Origin of the sequence: Bacteroides graminisolvens (assembly GCF_963666085.1) — a bacterium.
GTDB classification, from domain to species: domain Bacteria; phylum Bacteroidota; class Bacteroidia; order Bacteroidales; family Bacteroidaceae; genus Bacteroides; species Bacteroides graminisolvens.
In genome coordinates, this window is the sequence record NZ_OY762556.1 from 1,611,681 (window position 1) to 1,633,599 (window position 21,919).

17 protein-coding genes are annotated in these 21,919 nt (G+C 43.1%); 12 read left to right on the forward strand and 5 right to left on the reverse strand.

What is annotated here, in order from left to right:
* Positions 1-47 precede the first annotated feature (47 nt).
* Positions 48-446 carry a hypothetical protein gene (locus ACKPCE_RS06630; protein ID WP_319504588.1) on the reverse strand — a complete coding sequence of 133 codons (399 nt, stop codon included), beginning with the start codon at positions 444-446 and terminating at the stop codon, positions 48-50.
* 385 nt (positions 447-831) lie between these two features.
* Here ACKPCE_RS06630 and ACKPCE_RS06635 point away from each other — a divergent pair, with 385 nt between their 5' ends.
* From ACKPCE_RS06635 to ACKPCE_RS06655, 5 genes are all read left to right on the forward strand, one after another.
* Entirely contained in the window at positions 832-1,800 is a 969-nt protein-coding gene (locus ACKPCE_RS06635) for a thiamine pyrophosphate-dependent dehydrogenase E1 component subunit alpha (RefSeq protein ID WP_319504589.1), read from the forward strand.
* Between the two features lie 59 nt (positions 1,801-1,859).
* Positions 1,860-2,861 carry an alpha-ketoacid dehydrogenase subunit beta gene (locus ACKPCE_RS06640; protein ID WP_319504590.1) on the forward strand — a complete coding sequence of 334 codons (1,002 nt, stop codon included), beginning with the start codon at positions 1,860-1,862 and terminating at the stop codon, positions 2,859-2,861.
* Positions 2,862-2,873: 12 nt separating this feature from the next.
* The gene (locus tag ACKPCE_RS06645) at positions 2,874-3,974 is read left to right on the forward strand and encodes a dihydrolipoamide acetyltransferase (RefSeq protein WP_319504591.1); all 1,101 of its coding nucleotides are present in this window, start codon (positions 2,874-2,876) and stop codon (positions 3,972-3,974) included.
* A 40-nt stretch (positions 3,975-4,014) separates the two neighbouring features.
* Positions 4,015-5,718, forward strand: a complete 1,704-nt coding sequence (lpdA, locus tag ACKPCE_RS06650) for a dihydrolipoyl dehydrogenase (RefSeq protein ID WP_319504592.1) — start codon at positions 4,015-4,017, stop codon at positions 5,716-5,718.
* A gap of 90 nt (positions 5,719-5,808) precedes the next feature.
* A complete protein-coding gene (locus tag ACKPCE_RS06655) occupies positions 5,809-6,801 on the forward strand; it encodes a lipoate--protein ligase (RefSeq protein WP_319504593.1) in 993 nt (330 codons plus the stop codon).
* Positions 6,802-6,813: 12 nt separating this feature from the next.
* Here the strand turns inward: ACKPCE_RS06655 and ACKPCE_RS06660 are convergent, their stop codons facing one another.
* From ACKPCE_RS06660 to aroC, 3 genes are read right to left on the reverse strand one after another with little or no spacing between them, the layout of a single operon-like run.
* On the reverse strand, positions 6,814-7,884 hold the full coding sequence (locus ACKPCE_RS06660; protein ID WP_319504594.1) for an anhydro-N-acetylmuramic acid kinase: 1,071 nt from the start codon (positions 7,882-7,884) through the stop codon (positions 6,814-6,816).
* 15 nt (positions 7,885-7,899) lie between these two features.
* Positions 7,900-9,261 carry a dipeptidase gene (locus ACKPCE_RS06665; RefSeq protein WP_319504595.1) on the reverse strand — a complete coding sequence of 454 codons (1,362 nt, stop codon included), beginning with the start codon at positions 9,259-9,261 and terminating at the stop codon, positions 7,900-7,902.
* 26 nt (positions 9,262-9,287) lie between these two features.
* Positions 9,288-10,364, reverse strand: a complete 1,077-nt coding sequence (gene aroC / locus ACKPCE_RS06670) for a chorismate synthase (RefSeq protein ID WP_319504596.1) — start codon at positions 10,362-10,364, stop codon at positions 9,288-9,290.
* A gap of 156 nt (positions 10,365-10,520) precedes the next feature.
* Between aroC and ACKPCE_RS06675 the strand changes: the two genes are divergently transcribed.
* Positions 10,521-12,908 carry a glycoside hydrolase family 31 protein gene (locus tag ACKPCE_RS06675; RefSeq protein ID WP_319504597.1) on the forward strand — a complete coding sequence of 796 codons (2,388 nt, stop codon included), beginning with the start codon at positions 10,521-10,523 and terminating at the stop codon, positions 12,906-12,908.
* Between the two features lie 359 nt (positions 12,909-13,267).
* A complete protein-coding gene (locus ACKPCE_RS06680; protein WP_407655029.1) occupies positions 13,268-14,347 on the forward strand; it encodes an L-cysteine desulfidase family protein in 1,080 nt (359 codons plus the stop codon).
* A gap of 91 nt (positions 14,348-14,438) precedes the next feature.
* On the opposite strand, the gene ACKPCE_RS06685 is transcribed toward ACKPCE_RS06680, so the two are convergent.
* A complete protein-coding gene (locus ACKPCE_RS06685; RefSeq protein WP_319504599.1) occupies positions 14,439-15,065 on the reverse strand; it encodes an FKBP-type peptidyl-prolyl cis-trans isomerase in 627 nt (208 codons plus the stop codon).
* A 476-nt stretch (positions 15,066-15,541) separates the two neighbouring features.
* Here ACKPCE_RS06685 and ilvD point away from each other — a divergent pair, with 476 nt between their 5' ends.
* The 5 genes from ilvD (at position 15,542) to ilvC (ending at position 21,528) form a co-directional block, all read left to right on the forward strand.
* Complete coding sequence (gene ilvD / locus ACKPCE_RS06690) at positions 15,542-17,344, forward strand: dihydroxy-acid dehydratase (protein WP_319504600.1); 1,803 nt, start codon at positions 15,542-15,544, stop codon at positions 17,342-17,344.
* 34 nt (positions 17,345-17,378) lie between these two features.
* Positions 17,379-19,073 (forward strand): biosynthetic-type acetolactate synthase large subunit, encoded by a 1,695-nt coding sequence (gene ilvB, locus ACKPCE_RS06695; RefSeq protein WP_319504601.1) that lies wholly within the window; start codon positions 17,379-17,381, stop codon positions 19,071-19,073.
* 13 nt (positions 19,074-19,086) lie between these two features.
* Complete coding sequence (gene ilvN / locus ACKPCE_RS06700; RefSeq protein ID WP_024997473.1) at positions 19,087-19,647, forward strand: acetolactate synthase small subunit; 561 nt, start codon at positions 19,087-19,089, stop codon at positions 19,645-19,647.
* On the forward strand, positions 19,644-20,393 hold the full coding sequence (locus tag ACKPCE_RS06705) for an acyl-[acyl-carrier-protein] thioesterase (protein WP_276964721.1): 750 nt from the start codon (positions 19,644-19,646) through the stop codon (positions 20,391-20,393). The genes ilvN and ACKPCE_RS06705 overlap by 4 nt, the downstream gene beginning before the upstream one ends.
* Before the next feature lie 88 nt (positions 20,394-20,481).
* The gene (ilvC, locus tag ACKPCE_RS06710) at positions 20,482-21,528 is read left to right on the forward strand and encodes a ketol-acid reductoisomerase (RefSeq protein WP_276991736.1); all 1,047 of its coding nucleotides are present in this window, start codon (positions 20,482-20,484) and stop codon (positions 21,526-21,528) included.
* Positions 21,529-21,919: the final 391 nt, after the last annotated feature.

A 21,919-nucleotide genomic window follows, 5' to 3' on the forward strand; every position in this document is an offset into this window, starting at 1 on the left:
TTTGTTTTTCAAGATGTTAACTACTTTTGGGACTAACGTCTTTAAATTCATATTTTGGTATTATTCCTTAATAATAAAATAACCATAAATAAAATCCATAAAATCGTTTCTATACCAATCGCTATGAAAATCGAGCTATTGACTGTTCCACGAGTAAATTCGTACCAACCCATACACGATAAACCGAACAATGTAATTCCGGTAGCGAAGCATATTACATCTCGTGCTTTTGACTGTGCTAGATTCCTTGCGCCAAACATGAGCACAGATATTCCCAACATAAACATAGCAACCCGATGAGATAAGACAGAGGTGGCTTCGGATGGTTGTTGACCTAAATCAGAAACAAAAGCATCTGACATGAATAATAGCTGAAATGTTAAGTAAATAAACAATATTGAAGTTGTTACACTCGTGACCTTGAATAAATTTATATATTTCTTCATAACATATTTATTATAGTGTAGTTTTAAATTATAGTTCTCTAAATCTTACTCAACTATCAACTGTCTCGTATCATATATATTGGGGCTTTTTAGTTTTTGCACTTTGGTATATTTTGCATCGTGTTTGTGAGTTATTCTTTGTTGTTTTTGATTGCACAAATATAACTAAGATTTGTCATTACCATTTTAGTTTTGCTAACTATTATTATGTATTGGCTCTTTATATAGGTGCTAGTGGGAGATTTATTCATCAAAATGTAACATCTTCATTTCCCCAAAAATACCTGTACCACTGTTAAAATGATAAAAGGCCTGAACAATCTGTATCGTTTATCGTTCGTTATGTAGAATGATTCTATATAATCTATTGTAAAACAATTAGTTTATGGCAAAAATACCAAAGGAAAAGTTACTGCACATGCACAGGCTGATGCTTGACATCCGTAACTTTGATAATAAAGTGAACCAAATGGTTAAAAAGGGGCAGGTACCCGGAATGACTCACTTCTCTGTGGGGGAGGAAGCTGCCAATGTGGGTGCTATTGCGGCAATCGGACAGCAAGATTTCATCACTTCCAATCACCGTGGACATGGACAGAGTATAGCCATGGAGATTGACCTGAACGGAATGATGGCCGAAATTATGGGAAAAGCTACCGGAACTTGTAAAGGTAAAGGCGGCTCCATGCATATTGCTGATCTAGACAATGGAAATCTTGGAGCCAATGGCATTGTAGGCGGAGGCATGGGAATGGCTATTGGTGCTGCGTTAACTCAAAAAATGAAAAATACAGGGAAAATTGTTCTCTGTTGTTTTGGCGACGGGGCTTGTAATGAAGGTACTTTTCATGAAACACTCAACCTTGCTTCTATCTGGAAGCTTCCCATTATCTTCTATTCCATTAACAACTTCTATGGTATCAGTACTCCGATAAAGAACGTTATTAATGTTGACTATAATTATCAAAGAGCATCTGCTTACGGTATTCCCGGGCATTTTATTGAGGACGGTAACGATGTAGTTGCTGTGTACGAGAAAGTGCAAGAGGCTGTGGAGTATGTGCGCAATGGTAATGGGCCTGTATTGGTTGAAAGTCTTACCTATCGTTGGTTTGGGCACTCTACTTCGGATCCTGGTAAATATCGTACCAAGGAGGAGGTTGATAGTTGGAAAAAGAAAGATCCTATCGTGAAATTCAGGAATTATCTTGTTGATAATAACCTCGCTACCGTACAAGAACTTGATGAGCTGGATGTGCAGTCGAAAACGGCTGTGGAAGATGCTGTTAAGTTTGCATTGAGTAGCCCGGAACCATCTTATGAATCGGCTTTTGAAGATGTTTTTGCCGATTGATTTTCAGCATCATATTTAAGGTTGCAAGTTGTATAAATAATAAAAAGAATACGATATAAATGAATAACGAAACCAAATTAATGTCTGTCAGAGATGCCATTATTATGGCTATGTCTGAGGAAATGCGTAGCGATGAAAACGTATTTCTCATGGGTGAGGACGTCGGTATTTTCGGTGGAGATTTCGGTACTTCGGTAGGGATGCTCGAAGAGTTCGGTGCGGAACGTATACGCGACACACCTATTTCAGAAAATGCCATCTCGGGTTGTGCTATCGGTGCAGCGATGACCGGTATGCGTCCCATTGTTGATGTTACTTTCATGGATTTTGTAGTTTACATGATGGATAACATTGTTAATCAGGCGGCTAAAACGCGTTATATGTTTGGAGGAAAAGGGCAGGTACCTGTTGTGTTTCGCTGTGCAGCTGGCTCTGGTGTAGGGTCTGCGGCGCAACATTCGCAGTCGCTTGAGTCGTGGTTTTGCCACATTCCCGGATTAAAAGTCGTTGCTCCGGGTACTCCCGCTGATGTTAAAGGGCTTCTGAAAGCTTCTATTCGTGACAACAATCCGGTTATTTTTATTGAATACAAAGCCCAATACAACATGAAAGGTGAGGTTCCTCTTGATCCCGATTTTGTGCTTCCTTTAGGAAAGGCTGATCTGAAAAGGGAAGGAAAGGATGTGACGGTGATTACTTACGGACGTATGCTCGACCGGGTGTTACAAGCGGCCGATCAGGTTCGTGATACTGAAGGGGTAAGTGTTGAAGTGGTTGATTTGCGTACGCTGATTCCTCTGGATAAAGAAACGGTTCTTAATTCCGTAAAGAAAACCGGACGAGTTTTATTGGTGAATGATGCCCACAAAACAAACGGGTTTATCGGTGAGGTGTCTGCTATTATTTCAGAAAGTGAAGCGTTTGATTATCTGGATGGCCCTATTTTACGGCTGGCAGCAGAAGATATTCCGGTTCCATATAATCAGGCTCTTGAAACGGCCATGATTCCGAGTGTTGAACGTATAAAGAAATATATCCTCAAATTAGTGAACAATAGGTAAAGGAGGAGGAAGATGGAAGAAATAAAATTTAGAGCAACCCCTGCGGCACGTGTCTTGGCCAAACGTTTGGGAGTAAATCTTTCAAAGGTAGAGGGTACGGGGCCGAAAGGGCGTATACATAAAAATGATGTGGCTGGGTTTAACTACGTAAAAAAGATACATGTTTCTCCCTTGGCGCGTCACATTGCAGAGGAGCAACATATTGATTTGAACGGTATTAGCGGGTCTGGTCACAACGGTAAAATCATGAAGGATGATGTGCTTGCGTTGGTGTCTGATCCGCAAGTGAAAGCCTTCTTTACCCGTGATGAGTTGTATGGAACACCTCCTGCCGGGATAAAAGTCGCTGTTGCAGCGAAAGCTGCTACTAATGCACAAGCTTCTCAGCAAGTTGCTGCTGTAAGTTACTCTACTGATGAAACGGAAATGGTTCCGATGAGTATGATGAGAAAGGTGATAGCACGGCGTATGTCTGAAAGTTATTTTGGTGCACCTACTTTCATGCAGACTTGGGAGGTGGACATGACGGAGATGAATGCTTTACGTGCCAAACTGATTGAACCCATTATGGAGAAGACGGGAAAGAAAATCACAGTCACTGATTTGCTTTCATTGGCACTGGTACGTATGCTGTTGAAACATAAGTATATCAATTCAAGTCTCTCGGAAGACGGCAATCAAATTATTTTTCACAATTACGTGAACTTGGCTGTTGCTGTTGGCTTGGAAGAAGGATTGATTGTTCCCGTTGTAAAACATGCTGAAAAAATGTCACTCAGCGAATTGGTGGTCGCTATCAAAGATTTGACTGCACGTACTGTCTCTAAAAAATTGTTACCCGACGAACAAATGGGAAGTACATTTACAATCAGTAATTTAGGTATGTATGGTGTGAGTCATTTTTCTGCTATTATCAATCAACCCAATGCGGCGATTCTTAGTGTAGCGGCAACTGTGAAAAAACCGGTCGTTATCAATAATGAAATCGTTATTCGTCCGATGATGAACATGAGTCTGACAAGTGATCACCGACTGATTGACGGTTTAGTGGCGGCTAAATTTATGACGGATTTAAAGGCTTTGATTGAAAATCCGTTCTCGTTATTGATTTGATGGGTAACTAGTTCATGATAATATAAAAAAACAAAAAGATATGGCTTTTGAAGTAATTATGCCTAAAGCGGGAATTGACATGACCGAAGGGCAAATCGTAAAATGGCTGAAGGAAGAGGGTGATACGGTCACAGAAGGGGAGATTATTCTTGAGATTATGACCGACAAAACGAGTATGGAAATTGAAGCTGAAGTTTCCGGAGTTTTGTTGAAAATACTTCATCATGCAGGTGACATGGTACCTGTAACTGAAGTGATTGGTTATATTGGACAACCGGGTGAATCATTGGAGAATTTATCGGAAGAAGAGGTTCCCGCACCCAAACCTGTGGCTGAACAAGAACCTTTGGCCTCGGTGGCCGATGACGAGTATCACGTGGCTGTGATTGGAGGTGGCCCTGCCGGATATTTTGCTGCTATTCGTGCTGCGCAGTTGGGAGCCAAGGTGGCTATCATTGAAAAGAGATGGTACGGAGGTACTTGTTTAAATGTGGGTTGTATACCTACCAAAACGTATTTGAAGAACGCTGAGATTATTGAGGCTATCGAGATGGGAGCAGCTCGCGGTATTAATTTTGCCAGCACAAAATACTCCATCGATATGAATCAGGTGGTGAAATTCAAAGACGGTGTGGTGAAGAGGCTTACCATGGGTGTTGAAGCGTTGCTGAAAAGTAATGGTGTGGATGTTTTCCGTGGGGTGGCCAAAATTAATAAGAACAAAGATGTGGTGGTTGACGGTAACCGAATCATTAAGGCTGATAAAATCATTTTAGCAGGTGGTTCTAAGGTTTCTCGAATCAATATTCCCGGCATTGACAATCCTCGTATTCTGTCAAGTGATGAACTTCTTTCATTGAAGGAAGTACCCGAAACGCTAACTGTAATTGGTGGTGGTGTGATTGGTGTGGAGATGGCTTTGGCCATGCATGCCATTGGCAGTAAAGTGACCATTGTCGAAATGATGGACCGAATAGTTCCGGCAATTGATTCCGAAGCGTCTAAAGTACTGGCGGATACGTTGAAAAAGAAAGGTATTAAGATTCTGAACTCCGTTTCTATTGTTGGTATTGAAGAAGCAAAAAATAAGCTTCAGGTAAAATTGGCTAACGGTGAGGTGATTGAATCTGATAAAGCTCTTCTCTCTATCGGACGTGTTCCTGATTTAGAAGGTGTAGGCGAAATTGAGTTCGAAACCGAGCGTGGAAAGATTAAGGTTGATTCGTTTATGGAAACTAGCGTAAAAGGTATTTATGCACCGGGTGACGTGAACGGTATTAAGATGTTGGCACATGTTGCTTTCCGTATGGGTGAGGTGGCTGCCGAAAACGCTGTGAAAGGTAATCATCGTGAAGTGAAATTGGCTTCTGCTCCTTCTGTAGTTTATACTATTCCGGAAGTTGCCATGGTTGGATTGACCGAAGAACAAGCTCGTGAAAAGTATGATGTAAGGGTTGGACGTTTTGATTTTGCAGCTAACGGACGTGCCATGGCTTCCGGTGATAATCTGGGCTTTGTAAAAGTAATAGCCGATGCCAAATACGGTGAGATTCTGGGGGTTCATATCGTTGGACCTACAGCTGCTGAAATGATCAATCAAGCTGCTGCATTGATGGAATTGGAGATAACAGTCGATGAGGTTGTGAAGGTTATTTACGGACACCCTACGTATTCAGAAGCTTTATATGAGGCTTTTGCCGATGTGTTGGGTGAGTCTATACATATCCCGAAAAAGAAATCTTAACCGGAATTTTACTATACATGATAAAGAAAATCAATTTCTGCTTATCTTTGGATGCAGTAAGTTGATTTTCTTTTTTCTAAATAATACAGTATGATCTATATTATCAGTAAATCAAATAAGCCTCAGTATAACATTGCGCTTGAGGAGTATTGTTTCAAAAAGTTGCTGAATCACGAAAAGGTGTTCATGTTGTGGATCAACGAACCAACTATTGTAGTTGGCAAACATCAGAATACACTGGAAGAGATTAACGCAGAATATGTGCGTGAGAATCACATCAATGTGGTGAGACGAATTTCGGGCGGCGGGGCTGTTTATCATGATCACAACAACCTCAATTATACCATCATATCTAATGAGGAAAAAGGAAGTCAATTTGACTTTAAAACTTTCTCGGAACCGGTTATTGAAACGTTGAGAGAGTTGGGCGTTGAGGCTAGCTTCACCGGAAGAAACGATTTGGTGATTGGGGGACAAAAAATTTGTGGTAATGCTCAAGCTTATATTAATGGGCGCATCATGCATCATGGTTGCATTTTGTTTGATACGAATTTGAGTGTTTTATCTAAGGCGCTGGAGGTTCCTAAGGATCTGATTGACTCGAAGAGTGTCAAATCAGTTCGTAGTGCGGTAACAAATATATTGCCTCACTTGCCCCGGAAAATTACGGTTGAGGAATTCTCGGAGACTATTTTGCAACACATGAAGCGTAAATTCCCGGATATGCAGGAGTATGTCTTCAGTGATGCGGAATTGGCTGAAATAGAACGGGTCAGTCAGGATAAATTTTCTTCTTGGGAATGGAATTACGGTCATTCGCCTCAGTTTAATATTACACTCACCACTCGTTTTACTGCCGGTAAAATTCAGGTCTTTGCTACGGTAAAGAATTCTGTGATTGAAAATATTAAATTTTACGGAACGTTCTTTGGCAATAACGGTGATCTCTCGCCTGTAGAGAATGCCTTAAAGGGAGTGAGGTATACGGTTGAGGACGTACACAGTGCTCTTGAAAGCATTAATACAGCTGAGTTCTTTGCCGGTTTCTCCGTGGAGGAGTTGACTGAGGCCATTATTCGATGAATGAGACGCGTTTTAACGTGAATGGTTCATTTTAAATAACATTCCTCCAATATTATCAAAAGGGGCACCGGTAACGGAAGCCAAGCAATTGGGCTCATTGTTCCAATATAGTGCTCCTAAAAAAGCAAAAATAAGAGCTTCTTTGTATTCTATAATCTGCCTGTCGGGAATTACAATGCGGCAGGCAGTTAACTTTTGTATTCGTTCTACAAGGAATAAGTTGAATGCGCCTCCTCCGGTAATCAGTAAATTTCCGCCTTTAGCAATACGGGAAATTTGATAAGCTGCATGCTCATAAAAAGTACGAAGTGTATCTTTGAGTGGTAGATTGTACTTTTCTAATACGGGATAAATAAATGTTTCCACCCATTCTCTCCCCAGTGATTTAGGTCCCGGTTGCTGATAAAACTTGATAGAGTTAAGCTCGTCTAAAAGAGGTTGGTGGATATTACCCGAACGAGCAATTTCTCCGTCTTTATCAAATTCCAAACCAATTTGCCGGCAATAATGGTTTATAACATAATTTACCGGGCTGATGTCAAATGCGATGCGCTTCCCTTGGCTCTCGAACGAAATGTTTGAGAAACCTCCCAGGTTCAAACAATAATCATAAGCCCCAAACAAAAGACGGTCGCCTATAGGAACGAGCGGTGCTCCTTGTCCGCCAAGCATGATGTCTAATCTTCTAAAGTCAGAGACTGTGGGGATGTGAGTTTCCGCAGCAATTGCAGCTCCATCTCCAATCTGAAACATAATTTGTTTTTCCGGCTTATGAAAAATGGTGTGTCCGTGTGAGGCAATAATATTGGGCTTTACGTGAAATTCTTTCATGAAGTCATTCACTTTCTGGCCCAAGAACTTTCCGTATTCACTATGAAAGGTCACAAATTCAATAGCTGACATTTGTTGCGCTTTGTTTCCAAGCTTTTCTTTAAGCTCATCCGAATAAGAATACGCTTTGGAACAATCTATTTTAAATGCCCACTGGTTGTTGCTTTTTTGAAAGGTGGCGCAACAAATGTCCAGCCCATCTAGTGATGTGCCGGACATGAGGCCTATTGCTTGAATTGTTAAGCTTTCCATTTTCAAAATAATATATTATTCCTGATACGCCAAGTGAAATTCGGCTACGGCTTCTATGCCTTTTCTGAAAATATCTAGTGAGCAGTTTTCGTTTGGAGAATGAATGGCGTTAGACTCCAGACCGAATCCCATTAAAATGGTTTTAATTCCCAGTACCTGTTCAAAAGTAGAGATGATAGGAATACTTCCTCCTCGGCGAACGGCCAATGGCTTTTTTCCGAACGCTATCTCGAATCCTTTTTGAGCTGCTTGATAGGCTGGGAGTGTGATGGGGCATACATATCCTTGACCGCCATGCATAGGTGTGACCTTTACTTGTACACTTTGGGGAGCAATACGAGTGATGTATTCGGCAAACAGCTTGGATATTTTGTGATGGTCTTGATGAGGAACTAATCGACAAGAAACTTTTGCATAAGCTTTTGAAGGTAATACAGTTTTGGAGCCTTCACCGGTATAACCACCCCAAATGCCACAAACGTCAAAAGACGGACGGCAACTGTTGCGCTCCAATGTGGAATACCCTTTTTCACCAAACAATTCTTTGACACCGATAGAGGCTTTGTATTTCTCTTCGTCAAACGGAATTTGCGCAATCATCTCTCTTTCTGCTTGCGGTACTTCTTCCACATCATCGTAAAAGCCGGGGATGGTAATGCGTCCGTCGTGATCAACAATACGGCTGATCATGGTGCAGAGAGTGTTGATAGGGTTGGCCACGGCACCTCCAAAGTGACCTGAATGAAGATCACGGTTAGGTCCGGTCACTTCAATTTCCCAATAGGCAAGGCCTCGCAGGCCGGTAGTCAGTGAGGGTAGATCAGCTCCGAGCATACTGGTGTCACTTACCAAAATGATGTCGGCTCTGAGCATTTCCTTATGTTCTTCGCAAAATGCTTCTAAACTAGGTGATCCAATTTCTTCCTCTCCTTCGAAGATAAATTTGATGTTATTCTTTAGCAGGTTATTTTTTACCAAATATTCAAATGCCTTAACCTGAATGAATGACTGTCCTTTGTCATCATCGGCTCCTCTTGCCCAGATGTATCCGTCTCTGATTTCCGGTTCGAAAGGTTGGCTTTTCCATAATTCTAATGGTTCGGCGGGCATCACATCGTAGTGTGCATACACTAATACGGTTTTGGCCTGTGGGTTTACCAGCTTTTGTGCATAAACAATAGGATTGCCGGCTGAAGGCATCACCATTGCCTCGTCGGCACCGGCTTCGAGCAAAAGTTGTTTCCACCTTTGTGCACAAGCCATCATATCGTCTTTGTGCTCGGGTAGAGCACTAATACTGGGAATGCGGATTAGGCTGAACAAATCGTTCATCATGCCTTCTTCATTCTTTTTGATGTATTCTTGAATTCTGTTCATGATTGTTTCTTTATTTATGGCTCTGATTATAATCTGGTAGCCTTATCGAGCAGATAATAATCTAGTATGGTCAGAGCAGACATGGCTTCAACAATGGGTACTGCACGTGGTAATACACAAGGGTCGTGACGGCCGCGTGCTTTGATAGTGGTATCCGTACCATCGGCATTCACTGTGGGTTGTTCCATCAATACGGTGGCAACGGGTTTGAACAATACGTTAAAGTAGATGTCCTGACCATTGCTGATACCGCCTTGTATACCTCCTGAATTGTTGGTATGAGTATTTATGGTACCGTTGTCGTTGAAGAAGATGTCATTTTGTTGAGAGCCTTTTTGGTGTATGCCTTTGTAGCCTATTCCATATTCAAAGGCTTTGGCTGCGTTGATGCTCATCATGGCATTGGCTAATGCTGCATGCAATTTGTTATATACAGGTTGTCCCAACCCAACCGGGCAACCTTTGATTACACACGTAACTATACCTCCGATGGTGTCACCTTCACCTTTTGTTTGGTAAATAAGCTCCTGCATCTCTTTTGCCTTTTCCTGATCCGGGCATCTAACAGGATTTTCTTCTATTGTACTTAAATCGTATGCTGTATAATCTTTCTCAAGTTTGATTTCACCAACTTGGGCTGTATAGGCGGTAATGTTGATCCCTAATTGTTTCAGCGCCAGCTTGGCTAAAGCGCCTGCTACTACCCGCGAAGTTGTTTCGCGTGCCGAAGAACGACCTCCTCCGCGGTGATCGCGAACTCCGTATTTAACTGCATACGTATAGTCGGCATGCGATGGGCGATAAATATCTTTGAGATTGTTATAGTCGTTAGAGTGTTGGTTTTGGTTCCAAACGATAAACCCGATGGGACATCCGGTCGTTTTTCCCTCAAATACTCCCGAAAGAAGCTCTACTTCATCGGGCTCTTTACGGGCGGTGGTAATGGCCGATTGTCCGGGACGGCGGCGATTTAGTTCTTGCTGAATAAATTCCATGTCGATTTCCACACCGGCCGGGAAGCCGTCAATGACTCCACCTACACCTTTACCGTGCGACTCGCCGAAACTTGTGAGTCTGAGAATATTGCCGAATGAATTAAACATATAGTTGTGGTTTTAATGTTACGTTATCTTGCAAATATAACAAACTTTTCTCAATGCAACATTTCATTCCCCATAATAAAACAAAGGACTACTATCCGAGCCGTTTATTTATTCTACTTTTACGCATTCTTGTTAATAACCTTAAATGCAATAAATATGAATAGGAAAATAATAACTGTCTTGATTTTTATCTTCTCGCTCTCATTACCACTCTTTGCTCAGTTATCTACTAATGGGGGAACACCCTATTTGCTAAGTCAGGCCAAAGATATGAGTGCCGACTTTGCCGATTTTACCAATCTGTTTTTCTTTGCCGACAAGCTATCGGCTTTTGATACTGAAAGAGCTCAGGGAATCATTGAGTGGAAACGTCATTCATTATATACCCGGCAAGCTTTTAATGTGAATACTGTGTTGCCGCAAACTTTAAAGATGCTTGATTTTCCTGAAGCTGCTTATGATAACAATCCCCGACTGAATTTTTCTGTTGATTTTGTTACACCGCGTACATTGCGTATTCGCATGATGACATCATCTATTGCACCCGCAGATGCGCCTTCTCTTATGCTGGCAGGAGCCCCTAGTAAGGATACTAGCTGGAAATATACGGCGTTAAAGGGTGCACACCAATATAAAAGTGCTTTTGGTTGCATCGTTATTGAGGAGAACCCTTGGAGAATTAGTTTCTACGATGCTGCCGGTCGCCGACTGACAGACACTTGGCGGTGGTGCGACAATGATTCTACCCAAGTGAAAAGCCTGCCGTTCAACTTTATCAAAAGAGGGGTTGATAATTCACGCAGCATCAATCCCGTATTTACTTTGTCACCGGGTGAAAAGATTGTGGGTTGTGGAGAGTCCTTTACTTCCATTAATAAAGTGGGGCAGAAAGTGAATTTGTTTGTGACTGATCCGCAAGGCCCGGAAACGGATCAAATGTATAAACCAATACCTTTCTTTATGAGTAATCGGGGTTATGGTATGTTCATGCATACTTCGGCACCCGTGACTTGCGACTTTGGGTCTACTTACATCGGTATCAATAAACTGTTTATGGCTGATGAAGCGCTCGACTTATTTGTTTTCTTCGGAGAACCCAAAGAGGTTCTTAATGAATATACCTGCCTGACCGGTAAGTCACCCATGCCTCCGTTGTGGAGCTTTGGTACTTGGATGAGTCGTATTACCTATTTCAGTGAAGCCGAAGGATACGATGTGGCGCGGAACCTAAGGAAATATAATATACCTGCCGACGTCATTCACTTTGATACCGGTTGGTTTGAAACGGACTGGCAATGTGATTATGTCTTTTCACCCAGTCGTTTTTCGAACCCCCGGAAGATGATAAAAGACCTACTGTCCGATGGTTTTCATATTTCGTTGTGGCAGCTTCCTTATTTCACTCCTAAAAATCGCTATTTCAATGAAATAATAGAGAAAGGATTACAAGTGAAGAATGCTGCAGGTACGTTGCCTTATGAAGATGCTGTACTCGACCTTTCAAATCCACAGACCGTTAGTTGGTACCAGGAAAAGTTGTCAGGGTTGCTTTCTATGGGTGTTGGTGCCATAAAGGTTGATTTTGGCGAAGCAGCACCGCTTAACGGTTTTTATGCATCGGGCAAAGGAGGGTTGTATGAACATAACCTATATCCGCTGCGATACAATAAAGCGGTAGCCGAGATAACCAAGCAAGTAAAAGGTGAAAACATTATTTGGGCACGAAGTGCATGGTCGGGTTCTCAACGTTATCCGCTTCATTGGGGAGGAGATGCTGCTAATACGGATATTGGTATGCTAGGTACAATTCGGGGCGGACTTTCTCTTGGTTTAAGCGGTTTCAGTTTTTGGAGTCATGATATTGGTGGTTTTGTACAGAAGGCCCCTGAGGAACTTTATCGACGTTGGCTGCCATTCGGATTCCTAACCTCACATAGTCGTGCGCACGGTGCACCTCCTAAAGAACCGTGGTTATATAACGATTCTTTTGTGCGCGCTTTCCGTGAGAGCGCCGAAATGAAATACCGTTTGATGCCTTATATTTATGCGCAAGCTAAAGAATGTACGGAGAAAGGATTGCCTATGTTGCGTGCTCTTTGCATTGAATTTCCGACCGATCCTGCTGTGTGGACTATCGAAGACCAATATCTGTTTGGCAGCGATTTGTTGGTGGCTCCTTTGATGGAAGTAGGAAACAAACGAAATGTTTACCTGCCCGGTGGTAAATGGATTGATTACCAATCGGGCAAAGTATACCAATCGGGTTGGAATGAAATTGAAGCCGGACAGATTCCTGCGGTTATTTTAGTACGTGATGGTGTAGCTTTGCCGCATATTGCTTTGGCGCAGAGTACAGATAAAATGGATTGGAGTAACATTGAACTTCGTCTTTTTACTGCCGATAGTTCTGTTGCTGAGGGAAGTGTTTGTCTCCCATCGGATAATCGTTTGCACCACTTGAATATAAAAAAGCAGCAAGATAAATGGCTCTTAACAGAGAACCCATTAAAAGGTCAGGTAACTTTTAAAATCACTCATAAATAATATTTCGAATTAGTTTTTCATAATATTTTTTCATTAAGGTTAATTGATTTCTACGGTTCGAGTCTTTGAGAGAAAGATTCGGACCGTATTTCTATGCCTTTATTTTGCACCCTCTTTATTATTGCCTACTTTTGCACCGTATAGTAATATTCCCTATGACACAAGAAGAGAGACAACAAATTATAAACCTGGTGAAACAGGAGGTTATTCCTGCTATTGGATGTACAGAGCCCATTGCCGTTGCTTTGTGTGTGGCGAAAGCAACTGAGGTATTGGGGTGTCGCCCCGAAAAGATTAGTGTGTTTTTAAGTGCCAACATACTTAAAAATGCAATGGGAGTAGGTATTCCTGGAACAGGCATGATCGGTTTGCCTATTGCAGTTGCTCTAGGAGCCTTGATTGGTAAATCAAGCTATCAGCTGGAAGTTCTTAAAGACAGCACTCCTCAAGCAGTGGAAGAAGGAAAGGCTTACTTAAACGAAAAGCGTATATCCATTGCTTTGAAAGACGATTGCACGGAGAAGCTATATGTTGAGGTTGTGTGTGAGGCTGGTTCATCACACTCATGCGCAATTATATCGGGTGAACACACCCGTTTTGTATTTGTTTCTAAAGATGCCGATGTGCTCTTGAAAGAAGATGTTGTGGCAGATGCTTCCGCCCAAGAAAAAACATTGAATCTGACCTTACACAAGGTGTATGATTTTGCATTAACGGCCCCACTCGCTGAAATAGCCTTTATTTTAGATACGGCAAAGTTAAATAAAGCAGCTGCCGAGAGTTCCTTTAAAGGAAGCTACGGTCATTCTTTAGGCAGAATGCTGAAAGGTGATTCTGAGAAACGAATGATGGGAAACGGTACGCTTTCGCGTATTCTTTCGTATACATCCGGTGCATGTGATGCTCGTATGGCAGGAGCCATGATTCCTGTTATGAGTAACTCCGGCAGTGGTAATCAGGGTATTTCGGCTACGCTGCCGGTTGTGATTTATGCCGAGGAAAACGAAAAGACAGAAGAAGAACTGATACGTGCACTGATGATGAGCCATCTTACGGTTATCTACATTAAGCAAAGTTTAGGTCGGTTATCGGCTTTGTGTGGTTGCGTGGTGGCAGCGACCGGTTCCAGTTGCGGTATAACCTGGCTCATGGGAGGAGGCTTTCCGCAAGTTGCCTCTGCAGTTCAGAACATGATAGCCAACCTGACGGGAATGATTTGTGACGGTGCCAAGCCCAGTTGCGCATTGAAAGTCGCTAGTGGCGTATCAACAGCTGTTTTGTCGGCTATGATGGCCATGGAGAATCGATGCGTTACTTCTGTAGAGGGTATTATTGATCAGGATGTTGATCGCAGCATTCGCAACCTCACCCTTATTGGTTCACAAGGAATGAATGAAACAGATAAACTAGTTCTTGATATTATGACGCACAAAGAGTAGCGTTCGGCTATTTGATAAACACCTATATATATAAATAAAAGCCGCGAAACTACTTTCACGGCTTTTATTATAATAAGTATAGCTTATCCGATTAGTGACAGCCACCGCCGCATCCGCAGCTTTCATCTTCTTCTTTGCCTTCTTTGCTTCCGCAGCCACAGCCACCGCCTTCTTCATCACCACTACCGCATCCGCAATTGCCACCGCATCCGCAGCCACCTTCACCACTCATCATGTTTACCATGCCTTGCAGTTCTTCGTTAGTTGCTAAACGGCTTTCGATTACCTGACCGATAAAAGTCAAATCGGCACCGGCTAACGGGTGATTCATGTCGACAATAACAACTTCGTCTTTTACTTCAACTACAGTACCGTTTAGACGGTTACCTTCTGCGTCCATCAAAGGAATAGGGTTACCGGCAAATATTCTTTCCGAATCAAATTTGCCGTCTATTTCAAAGACATGCTTAGGCAATTCAATAACATGTTCGTCAACGTATTCGCCGTATGCCTCTTCGGCAGTTAATGTAAATTCAAACTTATCTCCTGTGGCAAGTCCTGCAATTTGGCTCTCGAAAGAATCCAAAGTTGTTCCGAGTCCAGAGATAAACTGGAATGGACGCTCTGCAGTTGCCTGTTCTACCAAGTCTTTTTCTCCATCTTCTGTAGTGTACAAATCATACGCTACAGTGATATACTTGTTTCCTAATGTTTCCATTTTCAAATTTTAATAGCTGGTTAATAATACCTCCATAACAGAGTTTGCAAATATACTAATTATTTAGTTCGATTCTGGTATCTTGACGCGTAAATTTCAGATTATTAAGCACTTCCGTGGTTCTGAAACTTCTTTTATAATACCCTCCTAAAAGGTTTCTTCTGAAACTAATTGTAATAGAATAAGGTTTTGAGACCTATTTTTCTTACGATTATGAATTAATAAACGTTTTTTTTCTTCGATTTGTTTGGAGTTTATAAAAAAGCCGCTACCTTTGCAACATGATTTAAGAAATAAGAAGAATATGATTACAAGTACATCTATTAACCTGTCTCTGCTGGATATTATTAGCGTCGTGGTGGTCCCATCAAGAGCGTGAGGAAGGTTATATATGTATGTCAGTATAGTATAGATATTAATTTGGAGCCTTTCTCACTGTGTGAGAGAGGCTCTTTAATTATAAAATGATTTGAATTATGAAAAAGCAGTTACGCAGTTCGTTTAGTACACAAGGACGCCGTATGGCAGGAGCTCGTGCATTGTGGGCAGCCAATGGTATGAAGAAAGAACAATTGGGTAAACCAATTATTGCTATAGTGAATTCATTTACCCAGTTTGTGCCGGGGCATGTGCATCTGCACGAAATAGGCCAAAAGGTGAAAGCTGAAATTGAGAAACTGGGCTGTTTTGCTGCCGAATTCAACACCATTGCCATTGATGATGGTATTGCTATGGGACATGACGGGATGCTTTATTCGCTTCCTTCACGAGATATAATTGCCGATAGTGTAGAGTATATGGTTAATGCGCACAAAGCCGATGCGATGGTTTGCATTAGTAACTGCGACAAAATAACTCCGGGCATGTTGATGGCAGCGATGAGGCTGAACATTCCCACCGTTTTTGTATCGGGCGGTCCGATGGAGGCCGGAGAGTTGAACGGTCAGCACCTTGATTTGGTTGATGCGATGATTAAATCGGCCGATTCCAGCGTGAGCGATGAAGAAGTGGAGAAGATAGAACGTAGTGCTTGTCCTACTTGCGGAAGCTGTTCGGGCATGTTTACGGCTAACTCCATGAACTGTTTGAACGAAGCCATCGGATTGGCTTTACCCGGCAACGGAACCATCGTGGCAACGCATGCCAACCGTGCTGCCTTATTTCAGGATGCAGCCGAATTGATTGTAGAAAATACCTATAAATATTACGGTGAAGGAGACGAAACCGTATTACCCCGCAGCATTGCTACGCGTGCGGCCTTCCTCAACGCCATGACACTTGATATCGCCATGGGTGGATCAACCAATACCGTGTTGCATTTATTGGCAATTGCTCACGAAGCGGAAGTTGATTTTACGATGGATGACATCGACATGCTTTCGCGCAAAAGCCCTTGCTTGTGTAAGGTTGCTCCCAATACACAAAAATATCATATTCAGGATGTAAATAGGGCAGGTGGAATTATGGCCATTATGCACGAACTGGCTAACGCCGGATTGGTTGAAACCAACGTACATCGTGTTGATGGTATGACTCTTGCCCAAGCCATTGATAAATATAGTATTACCAGTCCCCATGTGTGCGATGAAGCTTTGAAAAAGTACAAGAGCGCACCTGCCGGCAAGTTTAACTTGGTAATGGGATCGCAGGAATGCTATTACAAAGAGTTGGATGCCGACCGTGCTTCGGGATGTATCCGTGACATGGAACATGCTTATTCTAAAGATGGTGGATTGGCCATTTTGAAAGGAAACATTGCGCAAGACGGTTGTGTTGTTAAAACAGCCGGTGTGGATGAAAGCATCTGGAAGTTTACCGGTCCTGCTAAAGTATTCGATTCTCAAGACGCTGCTTGCGAAGGCATCCTGAAAGGCAAAGTCGTCAGTGGCGATGTCGTCGTCATCACCCACGAAGGCCCTAAAGGCGGTCCCGGAATGCAAGAAATGCTCTACCCTACATCCTACATCAAATCACGTCACTTAGGTAAAGAGTGTGCCTTGATAACCGATGGCCGATTCAGCGGAGGTACTTCGGGGTTAAGCATCGGACACGTTTCACCCGAGGCTGCTGCCGGAGGTAATATCGGAAAGATTAAAGACGGTGACATCATAGAAATAAACATACCCGAGAGAACAATCAACGTGAAACTGACCGACGAAGAACTGGCTGCACGGCCTATGGCACCCGTCACCCGTCAGCGCAACGTCTCAAAGAGCCTGAGAGCATACGCCAGCATGGTGAGCTCGGCCGATAAGGGAGCCGTTCGGTTGATTGATTAAAACTAGTAAAAACAAAAAAGAAATAGATAAAACAATGGAAAAACAACTCATCACCGGATCGGAAGCTTTAGTTCGCTCATTGATCCATGAGGGAGTACATACCCTCTTCGGCTACCCCGGAGGAGCGATTATGCCGGTTTACGATTGTTTGTACGATTATAAAGAGAAGTTGCAGCATGTTCTTGTTCGCCACGAGCAAGGAGCCGCACATGCTGCTCAAGGATATGCCAGAGTATCGGGCGAAGTTGGTGTTTGCGTTGTGACTAGCGGTCCGGGTGCCACCAATGCCATTACCGGAATAGGCGATGCCATGCTTGACAGTACGCCGATAGTGGTGATTGCCGGACAGGTAGTAAGCTCATTGCTCGGCTCGGATGCTTTTCAGGAAATAGATTTAGTTAGCTTAACGCAGCCCATTACCAAATGGAGCTATCAGATACGTAGAGCTGAAGATATACCGTGGGCGGTAGCGCGTGCCTTTTACGTAGCACGCAGCGGTAGGCCCGGTCCGGTAGTGCTCGACTTTGCCAAGAATGCACAAATAGAAAAGGTTGCTTACGAGCCGTGTACTATTGACTACATCCGTAGTTATGTTCCGGTTCCCGAAATGGACCCGAAAGCCATTGCCGAAGCAGCTGCTATCATCAATTCAGCTAAAAAGCCATGGGCGTTGGTTGGCCAGGGCGTTGAACTAGGTGAAGCACAAAACGAGCTGATGGAGTTCCTTGAAAAGGCTGATATTCCCGCTGGATGCACATTGCTCGGCCTCTCGGCTTTACCGTCGGCCCATCCGCTTAACAAAGGCATGTTGGGTATGCATGGTAACTTGGGCCCCAACTTAAAGACCAATGAATGTGATGTACTGATTGCTATCGGCATGCGTTTTGATGACCGGGTAACCGGTAACCTCAAAACATACGCCAAACAAGCCAAGATTATTCATTTCGATATTGACCCCGCGGAGGTCGACAAGAACGTGAAGACTACCGTAGCCGTATTGGGCGATTGCAAGGAAACACTGGCAGCGGTAACGGAACTTCTTGAGAAAAACAACCACCGTGAATGGAGAGATAGCTTCTTGCCTTGCGAAGAAAAAGAGTACGAGGCAGTTGTGGAAAAGGAAATTCACCCTAAAGAAGGACAAATTACCATGGGTGAGGTTGTTCATGCCGTTTCGGAGGCGACCAACCACCAGGCAGTGCTTGTTACTGACGTGGGACAGAATCAGATGTTTGCTGCCCGTTACTTTAAATTCTCGCAGAAGCGCAGCATGGTTACATCGGGCGGACTCGGAACGATGGGCTTCGGCTTACCGGCTGCTATTGGCGCTGCTTTCGGAGCACCGAACAGAACCGTTTGTTTCTTTTGTGGTGACGGTGGGTTGCAGATGACCATTCAGGAACTGGGAACCATCATGGAAACCGGTACCAACGTGAAGATCATCTTGCTGAACAACAGTTTCTTAGGCATGGTTCGTCAGTGGCAAGAGCTTTTCTTTAAGGAAAGATACTCTAACACCCCTATGATAAATCCTGATTTTGTGAAAATAGCTTCGGCTTACGGCATCAAAGGACGTAAGGTGCAGCAGCGCGAAGAACTGGCCGGTGCTATTGAAGAAATGCTTGCTACCGACGGCTCTTATCTGCTTGAAGTAGAAGTAGAGCAGGTAGGCATGGTTTATCCCATGGTACCAGCAGGAGATACGGTAACCAATGTGATGTTAGGCTAATCATTAAAACATTATGGATAAAACATTATACACCCTCAACGTTTATTCGGAGAACATAGCTGGTATTCTTAATCAGATTACTACTATATTTACCCGCAGACAGTTGAACATAGAGAGCCTCAATGTGTCGGCTTCTTCCATCAAGGGTATTCATAAATATACCATCACTACTTGTACGGATGAAGATACGATTCAGAAAGTAACCAAACAGATTGAAAAACGAATTGATGTGGTTCAGGCTCATTACTTTACGGATGATGAAATCTTCTTTCGCGAGATAGCACTTTATAAGATCCCTACGCAGGAGTTGCTTGACAGTAACCGTGTGGAGTACATCGTGAGCCGTCACAATGCCCGTATCATTGAAATCAATCCTACTTACATGGTGATTCAGAAATCGGGAACAACGGAGGAAACGCAGGAATTGTACGATGATCTGAAGGAAATAGGCATACTGCAATTCGTTCGTTCGGGCCGCATTGCCATTACGAAGAGTTGCGTGGAAAAGCTGAGTGAGTATCTGACCGAAAGAGAACAGAAGCATATCCGCAGTAAAAAGAATTGCGAAGAATGAGTGAACCGGAGAATAAAATAGGAACCTATCGTTTTGTTGCCGAACCGTTTCATGTTGACTTCAACGGAAGGCTTACCATGGGCGTGCTGGGCAATCATTTACTGAACTGTGCCGGCTTCCATGCTACCGACCGTGGCTTTGGAATTGCCACGCTCAATGAAGACAATTACACGTGGGTTCTTTCACGTTTGGCCGTTGAACTCGACGAAATGCCTTATCAATACGAAGAGTTCAGCATACAAACCTGGGTTGAGAATGTGTATCGCCTTTTTACAGACCGTAACTTTGCCATCATTAACAAAGACGGCAAGAAGATTGGCTATGCCCGTTCTATCTGGGCTATGATTAACCTTTCAACCCGCAAGCCTGCCGACTTGCTTACTTTGCACGGTGGCGGCATTGTTGATTATGTGTGCCAGGAACCTTGCCCTATTGAGAAGCCTTCGCGCATTAAAGTCGATGCCGATGTGCCGCCTGCCGGTACGCTGGAGGCACGTTACAGTGACATTGACATCAACGGACACGTTAATAGCATTCGTTACATAGAGCACATACTCGACTTATTTCCTATTGAAATGTATCAAACGAAGCGTATCCGCCGCTTTGAAATGGCTTATGTAGCCGAGAGCTACTACGGAGATAAGCTGGCATTTGCCATGCAGCAGGCCGGGCCCGATGAATATCATGTGGAGGTGAAGAAGAACGATGACGAAGTGGTTTGTCGTTCGAAAGTGATATTCGTATAACAGTAATAAAGAGAATTATATAATTAATAACCGCCTTTCGCCACGTAAAACAGAATGCGTAAGAGAGGCATAAAAAACTAAAAACAAAATGGCACAGATGAATTTTGGTGGCGTTACTGAAAATGTAGTAACCCGTGAAGAATTTCCTTTGGAGAAAGCACGTGAAGTATTGAAAGACGAAGTGATTGCCGTAATTGGTTATGGTGTACAAGGCCCCGGTCAGTCATTGAACCTGCGCGATAATGGCTTCAACGTAATTGTTGGTCAACGTAAAGGTGGAAAGACTTGGGAAAAAGCAGTTGCCGACGGATGGGTACCTGGCGAAACTCTTTTCGATATTGAGGAAGCTTGTCAACGCGGAACAATTATTCAGTACCTGCTTTCAGATGCAGCACAGATTGAAGTGTGGCCTACAGTGAAGAAAAACCTGACTGCCGGTAAGGCTCTTTATTTCTCACACGGTTTTGGTATCACTTACAAAGAACGTACAGGCATTGTTCCTCCGGCAGATGTTGATGTTATTTTGGTGGCTCCTAAAGGTTCGGGTACGTCACTTCGTACCATGTTCCTCGAAGGTCGCGGCTTGAACTCTTCATACGCTATTTTCCAAGATGCAACGGGTCGTGCATTTGAGCGCGTGGTTGCTTTGGGTATCGGCGTAGGTTCGGGTTATCTTTTTGAAACAACTTTCTTACGCGAAGTTTACTCTGACCTTACCGGTGAGCGTGGTACTTTGATGGGTGCTATTCAGGGAATCTTGTTGGCTCAGTACGAAACTTTGCGTGAAAACGGTCACACTCCTTCGGAGGCTTTCAATGAAACAGTAGAAGAGTTGACTCAGTCATTGATGCCTTTGTTTGCAAAGAACGGTATGGACTGGATGTATGCTAACTGCTCAACTACTGCTCAACGCGGTGCGCTCGACTGGATGGGTCCGTTCCACGATGCAACAAAGCCCGTATTCGAGAAATTGTATCACGAAGTAAAAGTAGGTAATGAGGCTCAACGTTCTATTGATTCGAACTCACAACCCGACTATCGTGAGAAACTGAATGAAGAACTTCGTCAGCTTCGCGAAAGTGAAATGTGGCAAGCCGGTGCAGTGGTTCGTAAACTTCGCCCTGAAAACAACTAACATAAATCAATCCATTCGTTGATGGATAGAAACCGCTCCCGGCTTGGGGGCGGTTTTTTTGTTGGTAATGGAAGCCAATGCTTGTTTTGAAGGTCCATTTTATTCATGCTATTCCGACTTGACATACAAAATAATTGCTTTAATACTTGACTTTGATCATATAATGTATTATCTTTGTCATCATAATCCTATAGTATATTCAAATTAATATAGGCGCAAAGGCAGGAGCTCAAACTCCTGCCTTTTTTCGTTTTGTACGGTTCAATTTTTCACTGAGACGGTTGCTTATTCTTATTTGCACGGTAGCAAATGGTCCATGAGAAACCGTCTCTTGGCCGTAAGACGGTTTCTCATGGACCAAAAGACGGTTTCTCTTTTCAAATTGCTCGTT

Coding starts and splice junctions, on each gene's coding strand:
- ACKPCE_RS06665 (WP_319504595.1), bottom strand. CDS start 9,261: ATGAACAGAATTCAAGAATACATCAAAAAGAATGAAGAAGGCATGATG.
- ACKPCE_RS06660 (WP_319504594.1), bottom strand. CDS start 7,884: ATGGAAAGCTTAACAATTCAAGCAATAGGCCTCATGTCCGGCACATCA.
- ACKPCE_RS06655 (WP_319504593.1), top strand. CDS start 5,809: ATGATCTATATTATCAGTAAATCAAATAAGCCTCAGTATAACATTGCG.
- ACKPCE_RS06645 (WP_319504591.1), top strand. CDS start 2,874: ATGGAAGAAATAAAATTTAGAGCAACCCCTGCGGCACGTGTCTTGGCC.
- ACKPCE_RS06705 (WP_276964721.1), top strand. CDS start 19,644: ATGAGTGAACCGGAGAATAAAATAGGAACCTATCGTTTTGTTGCCGAA.
- ACKPCE_RS06635 (WP_319504589.1), top strand. CDS start 832: ATGGCAAAAATACCAAAGGAAAAGTTACTGCACATGCACAGGCTGATG.
- ACKPCE_RS06630 (WP_319504588.1), bottom strand. CDS start 446: ATGAAGAAATATATAAATTTATTCAAGGTCACGAGTGTAACAACTTCA.
- ilvD (WP_319504600.1), top strand. CDS start 15,542: ATGAAAAAGCAGTTACGCAGTTCGTTTAGTACACAAGGACGCCGTATG.
- ilvB (WP_319504601.1), top strand. CDS start 17,379: ATGGAAAAACAACTCATCACCGGATCGGAAGCTTTAGTTCGCTCATTG.
- ACKPCE_RS06680 (WP_407655029.1), top strand. CDS start 13,268: ATGATCGGTTTGCCTATTGCAGTTGCTCTAGGAGCCTTGATTGGTAAA.
- ACKPCE_RS06675 (WP_319504597.1), top strand. CDS start 10,521: ATGAATAGGAAAATAATAACTGTCTTGATTTTTATCTTCTCGCTCTCA.
- aroC (WP_319504596.1), bottom strand. CDS start 10,364: ATGTTTAATTCATTCGGCAATATTCTCAGACTCACAAGTTTCGGCGAG.
- ACKPCE_RS06685 (WP_319504599.1), bottom strand. CDS start 15,065: ATGGAAACATTAGGAAACAAGTATATCACTGTAGCGTATGATTTGTAC.
- ilvN (WP_024997473.1), top strand. CDS start 19,087: ATGGATAAAACATTATACACCCTCAACGTTTATTCGGAGAACATAGCT.
- lpdA (WP_319504592.1), top strand. CDS start 4,015: ATGGCTTTTGAAGTAATTATGCCTAAAGCGGGAATTGACATGACCGAA.
- ilvC (WP_276991736.1), top strand. CDS start 20,482: ATGGCACAGATGAATTTTGGTGGCGTTACTGAAAATGTAGTAACCCGT.
- ACKPCE_RS06640 (WP_319504590.1), top strand. CDS start 1,860: ATGAATAACGAAACCAAATTAATGTCTGTCAGAGATGCCATTATTATG.